This is a genomic window from Pseudomonas corrugata, from assembly GCF_001269905.1.
Taxonomy (GTDB): Bacteria; Pseudomonadota; Gammaproteobacteria; order Pseudomonadales; family Pseudomonadaceae; genus Aquipseudomonas; species Aquipseudomonas corrugata.
In genome coordinates, this window is sequence record NZ_LHVK01000031.1 from 75,293 (window position 1) to 87,611 (window position 12,319).

Annotated in this window: 14 protein-coding genes, 1 tRNA gene and 1 pseudogene; 4 read left to right on the forward strand and 12 right to left on the reverse strand. The window is 58.6% G+C overall.

Translation table 11 applies throughout. The features are described from left to right. Positions 1-52 precede the first annotated feature (52 nt). Complete coding sequence (locus AD665_RS26085; RefSeq protein ID WP_053194362.1) at positions 53-964, forward strand: LysR substrate-binding domain-containing protein; 912 nt, start codon at positions 53-55, stop codon at positions 962-964. Positions 965-985: 21 nt separating this feature from the next. On the opposite strand, the gene AD665_RS26090 is transcribed toward AD665_RS26085, so the two are convergent. From AD665_RS26090 to AD665_RS26110, 5 genes are all read right to left on the reverse strand, one after another. Continuing rightward, positions 986-1,258 (reverse strand): heavy-metal-associated domain-containing protein, encoded by a 273-nt coding sequence (locus AD665_RS26090; protein ID WP_053194363.1) that lies wholly within the window; start codon positions 1,256-1,258, stop codon positions 986-988. Between the two features lie 112 nt (positions 1,259-1,370). Beyond that, a complete protein-coding gene (locus AD665_RS26095) occupies positions 1,371-3,641 on the reverse strand; it encodes a heavy metal translocating P-type ATPase (RefSeq protein WP_173668671.1) in 2,271 nt (756 codons plus the stop codon). 75 nt (positions 3,642-3,716) lie between these two features. Further along, positions 3,717-3,968: a DUF2933 domain-containing protein gene (locus AD665_RS26100; RefSeq protein ID WP_024776285.1), complete on the reverse strand. Its 252-nt coding sequence runs from the start codon at positions 3,966-3,968 to the stop codon at positions 3,717-3,719. Between the two features lie 117 nt (positions 3,969-4,085). Beyond that, positions 4,086-4,487: a hypothetical protein gene (locus AD665_RS26105; protein ID WP_053194364.1), complete on the reverse strand. Its 402-nt coding sequence runs from the start codon at positions 4,485-4,487 to the stop codon at positions 4,086-4,088. Between the two features lie 99 nt (positions 4,488-4,586). Further along, a complete protein-coding gene (locus tag AD665_RS26110; protein WP_053194365.1) occupies positions 4,587-4,982 on the reverse strand; it encodes a hypothetical protein in 396 nt (131 codons plus the stop codon). Positions 4,983-5,242: 260 nt separating this feature from the next. Between AD665_RS26110 and AD665_RS27240 the strand changes: the two genes are divergently transcribed. Next, a protein-coding gene (locus AD665_RS27240; RefSeq protein WP_155514776.1) for an IS3 family transposase occupies positions 5,243-6,795 on the forward strand; the annotation gives its coding sequence in 2 pieces (ribosomal slippage) (positions 5,243-5,705 and positions 5,705-6,795; 1,554 coding nt in all). A 19-nt stretch (positions 6,796-6,814) separates the two neighbouring features. On the opposite strand, the gene tnpB is transcribed toward AD665_RS27240, so the two are convergent. Together tnpB and tnpA are read right to left on the reverse strand one after the other, a co-directional pair. After that, positions 6,815-7,126 (reverse strand): IS66 family insertion sequence element accessory protein TnpB, encoded by a 312-nt coding sequence (tnpB, locus tag AD665_RS26125; RefSeq protein WP_053194366.1) that lies wholly within the window; start codon positions 7,124-7,126, stop codon positions 6,815-6,817. After that, positions 7,123-7,446, reverse strand: coding sequence for an IS66-like element accessory protein TnpA (gene tnpA, locus AD665_RS27245; protein WP_011600737.1), 324 nt, complete (start codon positions 7,444-7,446; stop codon positions 7,123-7,125). The genes tnpB and tnpA overlap by 4 nt, the downstream gene beginning before the upstream one ends. Before the next feature lie 82 nt (positions 7,447-7,528). Between tnpA and AD665_RS26130 the strand changes: the two genes are divergently transcribed. Next, positions 7,529-7,855, forward strand: a complete 327-nt coding sequence (locus tag AD665_RS26130; protein ID WP_231995020.1) for a hypothetical protein — start codon at positions 7,529-7,531, stop codon at positions 7,853-7,855. Between the two features lie 59 nt (positions 7,856-7,914). Here the strand turns inward: AD665_RS26130 and AD665_RS26135 are convergent, their stop codons facing one another. From AD665_RS26135 to AD665_RS26145, 3 genes and pseudogenes are all read right to left on the reverse strand, one after another. Further along, on the reverse strand, positions 7,915-8,109 hold the full coding sequence (locus AD665_RS26135; RefSeq protein ID WP_024776658.1) for a hypothetical protein: 195 nt from the start codon (positions 8,107-8,109) through the stop codon (positions 7,915-7,917). Next, positions 8,106-8,837 (reverse strand): annotated as a pseudogene (locus AD665_RS26140) (zeta toxin family protein). Before AD665_RS26140 ends, AD665_RS26135 begins: the two are co-directional and overlap by 4 nt. A 330-nt stretch (positions 8,838-9,167) precedes the next feature. Continuing rightward, positions 9,168-9,244, reverse strand: a tRNA-Val gene (locus AD665_RS26145). Positions 9,245-9,428: 184 nt separating this feature from the next. Here AD665_RS26145 and AD665_RS26150 point away from each other — a divergent pair. Continuing rightward, positions 9,429-10,712 carry an NAD(P)/FAD-dependent oxidoreductase gene (locus AD665_RS26150; protein ID WP_053194367.1) on the forward strand — a complete coding sequence of 428 codons (1,284 nt, stop codon included), beginning with the start codon at positions 9,429-9,431 and terminating at the stop codon, positions 10,710-10,712. Between the two features lie 40 nt (positions 10,713-10,752). Here AD665_RS26150 and AD665_RS26155 read toward each other — a convergent pair whose 3' ends face one another. Beyond that, positions 10,753-11,616, reverse strand: a complete 864-nt coding sequence (locus AD665_RS26155) for a PhzF family phenazine biosynthesis protein (RefSeq protein WP_053194368.1) — start codon at positions 11,614-11,616, stop codon at positions 10,753-10,755. Positions 11,617-11,661: 45 nt separating this feature from the next. Then, positions 11,662-12,291: a LysE family translocator gene (locus tag AD665_RS26160; RefSeq protein WP_053194369.1), complete on the reverse strand. Its 630-nt coding sequence runs from the start codon at positions 12,289-12,291 to the stop codon at positions 11,662-11,664. Between the last annotated feature and the right edge of the window lie 28 nt (positions 12,292-12,319).

Sequence of the window (12,319 nt, forward strand, 5' to 3'; positions counted from 1 at the left end):
CGTGCCAGGAAAACGATTTATGGGCCTGAAGTAATTGAGTTAAAGTCACTTAATGAAACGTCGCCTCCCCCCATTGAATGCTCTGCGCTCCTTCGAGGCCGCCGCCCGGCTGGGAAGAATGACGTCTGCCGCCGATGAACTTTCGGTCACGCCCGGGGCGGTGAGTCGCCAGGTACGCCAGTTGGAGTTGAGTCTTGGGGTAGAGCTGTTCGAGGGCACCAAGAACAAACCGCAACTCACCGCCGCCGGCAAAGAACTCCTGCCGGATCTCACGGCTGCACTGGATCGGATCGAAGCCGCAGTCGGCCGAATCAGGGATACCGCGACGGGTATTCTGGACGTGTCCTGCTTCAGCACCTTCACGGTCAAATGGTTGATACCCCGCCTTTTCGATTTCAATGTGAAGTACCCGGACATCAAGGTTCGCTTGAGCTCTTCAGGCGACACGAGCGATCCGGGGCGTGATCGGTATGACGTGATGATCACGGCTGAGCAGGGTCGGCTCGATGGTCAGGAAAACACCCTCCTGTTATTCCCTGAGCGATTGGGTATCGTCCTGTCACCGGCGTTATCCGCGCGTATCCAGTTGACTGAACTCAGTTCGATTTTCCTGCACCCACTGCTGCACACCAAAACGCGCCCGAATGCCTGGACAAGCTGGGGGGATGCGATTGGATACCAAGCCAGCGCACCGGCCGGCTTGGAGTACGAACATTACTATTTCACCTTGGAAGCCGCGATTGCCGGGCTGGGGATCTGCGTCGCCCCCTGGCACCTGGTGGCTGACGACATTCGCCTTGGCCGCCTGCTGGCACCATTCGGGTTTCATCAGAGCAGCTATTGCTATGTGGCGAAGCGGAGTCCGGAACGTAGTAAGAAATTGGAGTTGTTTTGCGAATGGTTGATGGCCCAGGCGCAGCGGGACGGCTTGCCTGGGGCTGGCCAGGGGCGATCGCCGGAGTAGTCTCAAGTTTAAAAATAACGCTTACCGGCAGCAGCACCCGCCGCCGTTCCCGCCACACCCCGAGGTTTTCTTGCTCGCTACGCTTTCCACTGTCGCCAGCTGTGCCGGGTAGCCCGCGTCCTCCAGGGCTGCAAGCAGCGGATGGCTGTCCGAAACGCCGCTGACCTTCACCCGTCCGGCTTGCAGATCCACGGTGACGTCACTGACGCCTTCAAGTGGGCGCAGCGCTTCGGTGACATGTTTGACGCATGAACCACAGCTCATGCCTTGGACTTGCAGTTCTACAGTCTTCATCGGTGACTCCTCACAAAAAGTGATCATGGAAAAACAGACGCATGAGGCTCTTCTGCGACCTTGGCTCATCCTCAACCTTGCTGCCGTGGCAAGGTCAAGGGGTCGTTTTTAGTCAGTCAATGGAGGCCTGGCGCAGACGCAATGCGTTGAATACCACCGACGCCGAGCTCACGCTCATGGCCAGCGCGGCAATGAGTGGCGACAGAAGGTGGCCGGTCAGCGGGAAGAACAAGCCGGCGGCTAATGGGATGCCCATGGCGTTGTAAAGGAAGGCGAAGGTCAGGTTCTGGTGCATGTTTCTCACCGTTGCTACTGACAGGCTGCGGGCACGCAGGATACCGAGCAGATCGCCCTTGACCAGGGTGACCTGGGCGCTGTTCATCGCCACATCAGTGCCAGTGCCCATGGCGATACCGACATCCGCGCGCGCCAATGCAGGGGCGTCATTGATGCCGTCGCCGGCCATCGCCACGCGGTGTCCGGCTTGTTGCAGAGCGGCCACCAGACGTTCTTTATCTTGCGGCTTGACCTCGCCATGCACCTCCCCGATGCCCAACTGGCGAGCGACCGAGCGAGCCGTCGTAAGACCGTCGCCAGTGGCCATGATGACCTTGACGCCATCCGCCTGCAAACGCTCGACGGCCAGCCTCGTGGTGGGTTTGATGGGGTCGGCAACCGCCAGCAGACCCGCCAGGGCACCATTGACTGCCAGGTACATGATGCTCGTACCGTCGTCGCGCAGCTTTTCGGCATGCACGTGCAAACTCTCGGTGGAAACGCCCGCCTCCTGCATCAACGCGGTATTGCCCAGCATCAGGCGCCGCCCCTCGACGTGACCGCTTACACCAATACCCGAGGCTGACTCGAAGGTTTCAGGTGTTGCCAGTTGCAGCCCTGCGGCACGAGCCTGTTCGACGATGGCGTGGGCCAATGGATGCTCACTGCCCTGATCCAGGCTGGCGGCCAGGCGCAGCACCTCATCCTGAGTAAAACCGGATACGGCTTCGACGCTATGGAACGCTGGTCGACCCTCAGTGAGGGTGCCGGTCTTGTCGACTATCAGGGTGTCTATCTTGCGCAGGTTTTCGATGGACGCGGCATCGCGAAACAATACGCCGCTGCCAGCGGCTTTCCCGGTGGCGACCATGACGGACATCGGTGTCGCCAGGCCAAGGGCGCACGGACAGGCGATGATCATGACCGCGACCGCATTGATCAACCCGAACACCCAACTCGGCTCGGGCCCCCACAGCCCCCAGCCGAGAAGAGTCAGCGTGGCGATACTAATCACCACCATCACGAAATAGCTGGCAATCACGTCGGCCAACCGTTGCATCGGCGCTTTTGAGCGTTGTGCCTGCACCACCAGCTGCACAATCTGTGCGAGCAGGGTCGCCGACCCTATCTTCTGTGCCTGCATCACCAGACTGCCGTGGATGTTGAGGGTGGCGCCGATCAGCGCGTCGCCGGCCCGCTTCATTATCGGTATGGGTTCGCCGGTGAGCATCGACTCATCCACAGCGCTTTCGCCTTGCAACACCTGGCCATCGACAGGCACTTTTTCGCCAGGGCGCACACGTAACGTGTCGCCGCTGTGTACGTGCGTCAGTGGGATGTCTTCTTCCGTGCCGTCGGCATTGATCCGACGGGCAGTCTTTGGCGCCAGTCCAAGCAGCGACTTGATGGCAGCCGAGGTTTGCGAGCGAGCCCTGAGCTCGAGCATCTGGCCGAGAAGGGTCAGTGAGATGATCACCGCCGCCGCTTCGAAGTACACCCCGATGCGGCCGTCCATCATGAAGTTGCTGGGGAATACCTCGGGGGCCAGGGTGGCCACGACGCTGTAAAGGAAGGCTGCCGCCGTACCGAGTGCGATCAGCGTCCACATGTTCGGACTTCGCTGAATCACCGAGCGCACACCGCGCACATAAAACGGCCAGCCCGCCCAAAGCACCACGGGGGCGGCCAGTCCGAACTCGATCCAGTTTTGCGTGGGGCCGTGAAACAGCACCAAGACATGGCCGCCCATGGCCAAGACGGTGACGATTATTGTCAGTGGCAACGTCCACCAAAAGCGCTGGGTGAAGTCCTTGAGTTCCGGGTTCTCCTCTTCCTCCAGTTCGGGAATCACCGGCTCCAAGGTCATGCCGCACTTGGGGCATACACCGGGACCGATCTGCCGAATCTCCGGATGCATGGGGCATGTGTATTCAGCGGCACCCGTTAACGGTTCTGCTGCTGCCTGGTGGACGTGTTCGATATTCACTTGAGCTATTCGATAACGCTCGGGCGCTGCCCGGAAGGTCGCTTGGCATTTCTGGCTGCAGAACCGGTAGTTCTGCCCCTCATATTCCGTGCTGAACGGGCTGTCGTGACTGACGGGCATGCCACATACCGGGTCATGGGCGCTAGTGTTCTGCATTGGGCGGTGCTGTTGGCCAACCTCAGGGGTGTTCATGAGCTACCTCCTGTTCGCATCCTTGATCGAGGCTGAGGCTTCGCCGTGATGACCGTGACCACCTTGGTGGTGCCCGAAAAAATGCATCAACGGGCACAGCAGCAAAATCATGTAAGGCAGTAAACCCAGCACATGGCCGTAGTGTTCTCTTGCCAGATAGAACAGCACGATCACCAGCACCATACCCAGCGCTATGCCGGGTTTGCTCCTCCAAAATGCTGGAGGGATATTTGCGGAAGGTGGTGAGTCCATCATGGTCTTGTACTCCAGAGGGACGTGCTGTTAGTGACGCGTCGTATTGGTGGACGGGCGACGGTTTACCCTTGGCCTACTGGCAAGGGTAAACCGACGTTGCCTACAGGCTTGTACGCGTCACTTGTTCATCGGTATCTTCATCATGCTCGATTGCTGGTCCATCATTCTCATCATCATGTTCATCATTCCCCTCCCCATGCCGTCCTGATTGCCGGACATGCCCATACCCATACCCATACCCATACCATTACAGTCCTCATGCAGCATGGCCATGCTGTCCCTCATCGTCTTCATGCTCTCCTGCATGGCGGCGCGGCGCTCGGCTGGGGTCTTGGCGGCGGCTGCCTTGTCGTAGGCAGCCTGCATTTTCTGCATATGCTCGGTCATGACATTGTTTCGCGTTGCCTCAGTGGCTTCGCTTGTCTGGGCGGGCGCGGTCGGCGCTTGCTCGACCGCCGAGGCCATGAGTGGACTGCTCACGAGCAGGGTGGCGAGGATGAATTTCAATGAGGCATGCATGGCAATCTCCAAAGGATGAGGACAACTCAGGTAATACCAATCCGCGCCGGGCTGGCGCAGTCAGACAGTGCGCCGAAGATCGGCGCGCAGAAGGTCGGATTAATCGTTCAAACGCACGAAAATCAGACGGACAGGCGGTCTGGCGGGTACAGGACGCCGTAGTGCAAGAAAGGCAAAAGCGGGGAGGGGGACGGGATACAAAATCAGCAGCGCAGGGATCAGGAACAGAAACGTCCAACTGAACAGATCAAATGTTTGAAGAGGGAGCGAAGGACCAATCGCTATCGCCGCATCGGCGCAGTGCTGAAGGCAACCGACGGCATGGGCTTCGTGGCCATCGTCATCTTGCGCGGTGTTCAACGAGGCATGAGTTGTAGCCGGATTATGGCTGGGCTGAACCAGACACCCCTGGGCCGCCGCCAGACCAAATGCCAACACCCACAGCACGATGGCGAGGCGTAAGAACGCTGGTTGACGATGGCGAAACCAGGACATGGAGAGTCTCCGGTGCTGATTAGCGGGTTCTGGTTTTTAACGTACAGCACATTGGGGGGGCTAGGTTGATCTGTATCAATTTATACGGAGGGGGCGATGCTTGTGTAATGGTTGAATTGGCGGTTTGCGTTGACGTCTGAGGTAGTTATCCGCGCCGTGGCGTGCGAGCGGGCGATTGATGGTATCCCCCGGTGTCAGGATAGTTGTCGCCTCTCCGAATTTTCCTGAAAAAGCAGATCGGGGGCGGAAAGAGACTGTTCGTGCCGTACTATTCACCTGAACGCAAAGCCGCATTGCTCAAGATGCTGCTTCCTCCGCTCAACCTGTCGATGGCCGAGGTTTCCCGGCGCGAAGGGGTCAGCGAAATGTCTTTGTCGAACTGGCGCAAGCAGGTCGGTTCTGAAGGAAACGCAGTGCCCGATAACACCTCATCGACCCAGAACTGGACAGCCGAAATCAAGTTTGCTGTCGTCCTTGAAGCCGCCGGCCTGTCCGAGATTGAACTGGGTGAGTACTGCCGCCGTAAAGGCCTGTATCCCGAGCAAATCAGCGCCTGGAGGCAAGCCTTCATCAGTGGCCAGAAGACGGAAAAAGCCCAGCAAAAAGACGATCGCGAACAAGCCCGTAAGGACAAGAAACGCATCCAGGAACTTGAGCGTGAACTGCGCCGCAAAGACAAGGCGCTGGCTGAAACCGCCGCGTTGTTGGTGCTGCGAAAAAAGCTCAACGATTACTGGGGGATCGACAACGAGGACAGCTAACGGCTTTGCCAGAGCGGCAGTTACTCGTAACCTGGTTGAATGAAGCGCAAATGGCCGGAGCCCGGAAAATCAGGGCCTGCCAGGAAGTCGGCCTCTCGCTCAGAACCTTGCAGCGCTGGACTGAAACCGAGGCTATTCAGGCTGACGCCCGAACGACCACACTACGACCCACGCCGCGTAATGCGTTGAGCGAGATCGAGCGACAGGCAATCCTGACGCTGTGCAACAGCCCGGCGTACGCCGACCTGCCGCCGAGTCAGATCGTGCCGAGACTGGCCGATCAACAGCGCTATCTGGCATCGGAAGCCACGTTTTATCGGGTGCTGCGGGCTGCGGGTCAACAACAGCATCGAGGTCGTAGCCAGCGCCCGCGACGGCATGCGGCACCGACGACCCACACGGCCAAGGGGGCGAATCAGGTGTGGTCGTGGGACATCACCTACCTGCCGTCGCCGGTGCGTGGCAAGTATTACTACTTGTACCTGATCGAGGACATTTACAGCCGCAAGGCCGTGGGCTGGGAGGTTTACGAAGAGGAAAGCGGTGAGAAGGCGGCTGCGTTGCTGCAGCGTAGCGTGATCGGCGAGCAATGTTTGCATGAACCGCTGGTACTGCACTCGGACAATGGTGCCCCGATGAAATCACTGACGCTGTTGAGCAAGATGCATGACCTGGGCATCACACCGTCACGTGGCCGACCGCGTGTGAGCAATGACAATCCATACTCGGAATCGCTGTTTAGAACGTTGAAATACTGCCCGCAATGGCCGGCAGATGGCTTTGCCAGCCTGGACGCCGCACGCATCTGGGTCAGGGATTTCATGCGTTGGTACAACCACGAACACCGGCATAGCCGGATCCGCTTCGTGACCCCGGCGGAGCGGCATCGAGGGCAGGATCAACAGATCCTGGCTCAGCGTCATGAACTGTACGAGCAAGCCCGAAAGAAAAGCCCGGAACGCTGGTCTGGACGAACACGGAACTGGGAGCCGATAGGCACGGTGCTGCTGAATCCGGATCGAGAGCTGCAGGCCGAGAAAAGAGCAGCATAGTTAGACGGTGACGCGACAACTACCTTGAAAAACGCCGAGGCAGGCCAAGCAAAAGGGCCTGAAGTTGCTCTGTATCCAACTGCAATTCACTGCCTTGCCGAACACCTGGCCAATGGAATTTACCTTGGTTCAAGCGACGTGCCGCCAGCCAGACGCCAATCCCATCATGTACCAGCACTTTGACCCGAGTCGCACGGCGATTGGCAAACAGATAGGCGCAGTGCGGCTTCGCCGCACCGAACACCGCGGTCACTCTGGCCAGCGCCGTTTCAGTTCCGGCGCGCATGTCCATGGGCTCGGTGGCAAGCCAGATGGCGTCGATGCGGATCATCGTAAAAGGTCTCGAAGGAATGCGGCACAGGCAGCAGCATTATCGGTTGGCCAGTTCACTTTGACGGTGCCGCGTGGGTGCAGAATCTCAATGCTGATATTCGCTGAGGATCCGTGGGCTGTTTCGTGTATAGGCAACGGGATGAATGCAGGTTGGAGCGCCGTGCTTTTCTGCGCTTGCACCCGAATCCATTTGTGAACGAGGTTCGCGTTGAGGCTATGGCTAAGGGCAACGCTGGCAATCGAAGCGCCGGGTTGGACACACTCTTGAATGACCCGGGCCTTGAAGGATTTGGAATACGAACGGCGTGTCGGCTGCATGAAATACCCGCTTAAAAGGCTAGAACTGGTGTGCACTTAAATTTAAGTGCACACCATGTCCTGGCTTTGCGGGGCCGGGTAGATGACTTGGCCGGACGCATACAATGACTCGGCGCTGAGTTTCCGCGAGATAATTCTCGAGAAAAAGATCGGGCTAGCGCCAGGTGTACTGGTCTATTCAGGTGGGTACGGCTCAAACGTCATGGAAGGTGAGTTCACTCGCCAGGATGTTGTGCGGGACCAGTCACCGGCCTATCAGGCAATGCAACAAAGCGCTTCGCCCAAGGCGATAGCAGTCATCGAGAAGTTGGCCAGAGCCTCGGCGAAGGGAAGGCTCAGAGAGTCGGACTTGGTGCTCTTGGAGGGCATCGCAGGCTTGCTAGAGAAGGCTAACGCCGAAAAACCTTGAGCCCAGATGCAAAAAGCCCGGCGCTAGGCCGGGCTTTGGAGATGGAGATGGAGATGGAATTATTTACATTTTGCAGCCATAAACTCGCCAGATTTCGACGAGCGGATCACGTCCTTCTGCTCATCAATGGCCGCACGAGCCGCCATATGATAAATCTCTCGCCTTTCTTCCGCGGACCCGTGGCGGAAAAATTCAGACATTGTCGACGAACCATGAGGCTTCGTCGAAGCGCCTGCTGCCTTTTCGCCTTTCATGGGAATACTCCGTTCAAAATACGTTCAAGCTCGTTGGGATCATAGGGCTGGTTGATAAACCCGTCAATTTCGTCAGCTGAAAGGCCAATGCCAATATCGCCGTTCGCGCCATCGTTGTCCTTGATGATCACATCCACCTGCAACGCATCCTGAAACTCACGCTTGAGAGTACAGACAGAGACCTTTGCAGCATAGAATTGTCTGACAAACTCAGGTCAAGGAATATTCCTTCCGTCTTTCCTTTCTCTCGCGAGAACAAACTCCCAGGCAAGCTCAGGACGCTGGTAGACGTAGATTACTTGGGCGGACCTGTTCTCTTTATCAAGGGCTCGCGAGATATTTCGGCGCGCCACTTCAAGATTCGCAAGAGTCCCATCCAGCAGGAACGATTGACGTCGCTGGTAAACCAAATCCAGGGTTCGCTCAACAATGGTCGTTACCCCGCGCTGGAAAAGACTGGAGTTTCGCCCCGTGTACTCAGGAAAATAAACTCTAAAATCATCAGGATCAATCCGTAACGCCTTCGATCCACCGGCTTGCATCATTCCAATAAACGCCCGGGACACCTCAGTTTTCCCTGCGCCCGGCGACCCAGCCATGAACACAGAGACTGGGTACTCATCGCTCGAATAGGTCTCCAAACAGGCCAGATCCCGGGCGATACGGGTTCGGTTTTGCTTTGCAAATACCACAGCACGCTCAGAAATGGCTTGCTCTTCCTGCGTCATGGATTCATCCCTCTAATGGGCAGGACTTTAACACCCCTATCCTGCGAAAGCCCGGCGTATGGCCGGGCTCTCTGCATTTGCTAGGTCAGCAAGTCCTCTTCCCTGCTCCGCCACATTGCCTGAAGCTTGGTCAGCCCCTTGCCTGTGATCAGCGTGGAGCACGTTGGGACGATGCCGTCCATTGGATACTCGAAGGTGCCGAGCTTCACATCGAGCAGAGCTGGCGTTCTGAGGTGGGAGTTTTGCAAAAGTTTTGCAAATCGCAGACAACAAAAAAGGGCCCACCTTTCGGTGAGCCCTTCTAGACCGCCCAGCAGAGCGGATTTTGTTTGGTAGGCGCGATTGGACTCGAACCAACGACCCCCACCATGTCAAGGTGGTGCTCTAACCAACTGAGCTACGTGCCTGCTGTGAGGCGGCATTCTACGGAATTCCGAAGGGGTGTCAACACCTTTTTTTCACCTAACCCTATGAATATGCAAAATATTTAATTTCCCCCACGGGATGGAGATTTTGGGGGTGGCTGGCGGCCGATTTTTATCTCGGGTAGGATCTGTGCACTCGTAAAAAATATAAAACAGAGGTTGCAGAATGGCGAACACACCTTATCCAGCGTCCTATTACGCCGCGTCGGCCAATCCGGTGCCGCCCCGCCCGGCCCTGCAGGATGACATCGAGACTGATGTGTGCGTGATCGGTGCAGGTTATACCGGTCTGTCCTCTGCCCTGTTTTTGCTGGAGAACGGCTTCAAGGTCACGATTCTCGAGGCCGCCAAGGTGGGGTTTGGCGCTTCGGGCCGCAATGGCGGGCAGATCGTCAACAGCTATAGCCGCGACATCGATGTGATCGAGCGCAGTGTCGGCCCGCAGCAGGCGCAGTTGCTGGGCAAGATGGCGTTCGAGGGTGGGCGGATCATTCGGGAGCGGGTGGCGAAGTATCAGATTCAGTGCGACCTGAAGGACGGCGGTGTATTCGCGGCCCTTACGGCTAAACAGATGGGCCATCTGGAGTCGCAGAAGCGTTTGTGGGAGCGCTTCGGCCATACCCAGCTGGAGCTGCTGGATCAGCGGCGTATCCGCGAGGTGGTGGCGTGCGATCAGTATATAGGCGGCATGCTGGACATGAGCGGCGGACATATCCATCCGCTCAATCTGGCACTGGGTGAGGCGGCGGCCGTGGAATCCCTGGGTGGGGTGATCTATGAGCAGTCACCCGCGGTGCGCATCGAGCGCGGTGCCAGCCCGGTGGTGCACACGTCACAGGGCAAGGTCAGGGCCAAGTTCATTATCGTGGCCGGCAATGCCTACTTGGGCAATCTGGTGCCGGAGCTGGCGGCCAAGTCCATGCCTTGCGGCACGCAGGTGATCACGACCGCGCCGCTGGGTGACGAGTTGGCCCACAGTCTCTTGCCCCAGGATTATTGCGTCGAGGACTGCAACTACCTGCTCGACTACTACCGGTTGACGGGCGACAAGCGCCTGATCTTCGGCGGTGGTGTGGTGTATGGCGCGAGGGATCCGGCGAACATCGAAGCGATCATCCGGCCGAAGATGCTCAAGGCGTTCCCGCAGCTCAAGGATGTGAAGATCGATTACGCCTGGACCGGAAATTTCCTGCTGACATTGTCGCGTCTTCCGCAGGTCGGACGCCTGGGGGACAACATCTACTACTCCCAGGGCTGCAGCGGCCATGGCGTGACCTACACACATCTGGCGGGCAAGGTCTTGGCCGAGGCGCTGCGTGGCCAGGCCGAGCGTTTCGATGCGTTTGCCGACCTGCCCCACTACCCTTTCCCTGGCGGCCAACTGCTGCGCACGCCATTCGCGGCGCTCGGCGCGTGGTACTACGGGCTACGGGACAAGCTGGGGGTTTGATACCCGGCATTCGATAGCCCCACGTGATGAGCGGGGCTGCTCAATCAAGGGGCTGATTCAAAAACAGCCCCTGCAGCCTTCCCTCAACCTGAGTGCGCGTTTCACCGCCAATCCAGATCTGGCCAGCGTCATCGCGACGCACATGGACGCGCCCTTTGCGACCGAGACGGGTGCCTTGGGCTGCAACATAGGCTTGCTCAACCAGACCGGCATCGAACAACCACTGCGCCAACGAGGCATTCAGGCTGCCCGTGACCGGGTCTTCGACGATGGCGCCCGAATGATTGCTGAAAAAGGCTCGGACCTCGAAGGCGATATCACCACCGGAATGCGGCCCGACCACGCCAACGTCGATTCTGCGCGGCCAGCTTTGTGCTGGTTGCACGGCCAGGACTTGCTCGGCTGACACCAGTCGGATGCCCAGCCATCCAGGGCCATTATCGACCCAGGCCGCATCGACGACGTCACGCGGATCTATCTGCAGAAGTTGCACCGCCTCGTTCAGTTCTGCCCTTGACGGGGCTCCATAGCGAATCAGCGAAGGTGCGGCAAAGCAAAGCCGGCCTTGATCACGACCCACTGTCACGAGCCCCGCGCCACATTCCTGGACAATGTGCGCTTCATTCATGGGTTTGCGGCCGGTCGAAAGCCAGGCATGGCAACTCCCCAATGTCGGGTGCCCGGCGAACGGCAATTCCCGCTGCAGCGAAAAGATCCTCACCCGGTAGTCTGCACTCGGGTGCGTCGGCGATAGCACAAAGGTCGTTTCCGACAGGTTGAACCAGCGGGCCAGACGTTGCATCTCATCCGTCTCCAGCGCATCGGCGCCCATGATCACGGCCAGCGGGTTGCCGGAGAACGACTCGGCGCCGAACACGTCAACGATTTGAATCACAGGGTCCAAAGCATTCTCCTTCGTTTTTCCTGGCGACTTCAAAACACTGGAACATCAGTGGGACGACACGAGAAGCTTCAATCCCGCGAGCGCAAACAGCGCGCAGAACAGCCCCTGAATCCAGCGTCGCAGCCGAGTGTAGCCGGCGATCATCCTGGCGGTCGAAAACACGATGGCGTAGCCGCCGAAGATGATGACGCCGAGCAAGGCGCATCCGCCAATGATCGCAGGCAAGGTACCGACTGGCGCGTCTTCGCGAAGCCCGAGCGACATGATGGCCATCCAGGACATGATGGCCTTGGGGTTGCCGATGTGCATGACCACACCCTGGCGGTACAGAGGCAGATAACGCCGAGCCTCCCGCCCGACAACCGCACCGGCGCTCTCGTGTGTCGATGCCATGGCCGCCTTGCCCGCGCGCATCGCCAGGTAGAGCAAATAGACCCCGCCCACCACCTTGATGACGAAAAGCGCCTGTGCACACGCGGCCAACAAGGCGGAGATCCCCGTCGCCGCCAGGAACGCCCAGAAGAGCGACCCCGTCATGACGCCGGATGCCAGGACCAAGGCGTGGGAGCGCCCGTCACGCATCGCCACGCCCATGATCTCCATATTGCTGGGGCCCGGGCTGGCGGCGGCAAGGATGTAGCTGCCAAAGGCAAACATGATCGGATGATCGATCATTGGAATGTCCTCAAAAGGCGTCCGAGAC

Bases quoted from the DNA above. Each gene is read 5' to 3' on its own strand.
- AD665_RS26150 (WP_053194367.1), top strand. From the start codon at position 9,429: ATGGCGAACACACCTTATCCAGCGTCCTATTACGCCGCGTCGGCCAAT.
- AD665_RS26105 (WP_053194364.1), bottom strand. From the start codon at position 4,487: ATGCATGCCTCATTGAAATTCATCCTCGCCACCCTGCTCGTGAGCAGT.
- AD665_RS26090 (WP_053194363.1), bottom strand. From the start codon at position 1,258: ATGAAGACTGTAGAACTGCAAGTCCAAGGCATGAGCTGTGGTTCATGC.
- AD665_RS26135 (WP_024776658.1), bottom strand. From the start codon at position 8,109: ATGAAAGGCGAAAAGGCAGCAGGCGCTTCGACGAAGCCTCATGGTTCG.
- AD665_RS26100 (WP_024776285.1), bottom strand. From the start codon at position 3,968: ATGATGGACTCACCACCTTCCGCAAATATCCCTCCAGCATTTTGGAGG.
- tnpB (WP_053194366.1), bottom strand. From the start codon at position 7,126: ATGATCCGCATCGACGCCATCTGGCTTGCCACCGAGCCCATGGACATG.
- AD665_RS26095 (WP_173668671.1), bottom strand. From the start codon at position 3,641: ATGCCCGTCAGTCACGACAGCCCGTTCAGCACGGAATATGAGGGGCAG.
- AD665_RS26130 (WP_231995020.1), top strand. From the start codon at position 7,529: ATGACTTGGCCGGACGCATACAATGACTCGGCGCTGAGTTTCCGCGAG.
- AD665_RS26085 (WP_053194362.1), top strand. From the start codon at position 53: ATGAAACGTCGCCTCCCCCCATTGAATGCTCTGCGCTCCTTCGAGGCC.
- tnpA (WP_011600737.1), bottom strand. From the start codon at position 7,446: ATGCAGCCGACACGCCGTTCGTATTCCAAATCCTTCAAGGCCCGGGTC.
- AD665_RS26160 (WP_053194369.1), bottom strand. From the start codon at position 12,291: ATGATCGATCATCCGATCATGTTTGCCTTTGGCAGCTACATCCTTGCC.
- AD665_RS26110 (WP_053194365.1), bottom strand. From the start codon at position 4,982: ATGTCCTGGTTTCGCCATCGTCAACCAGCGTTCTTACGCCTCGCCATC.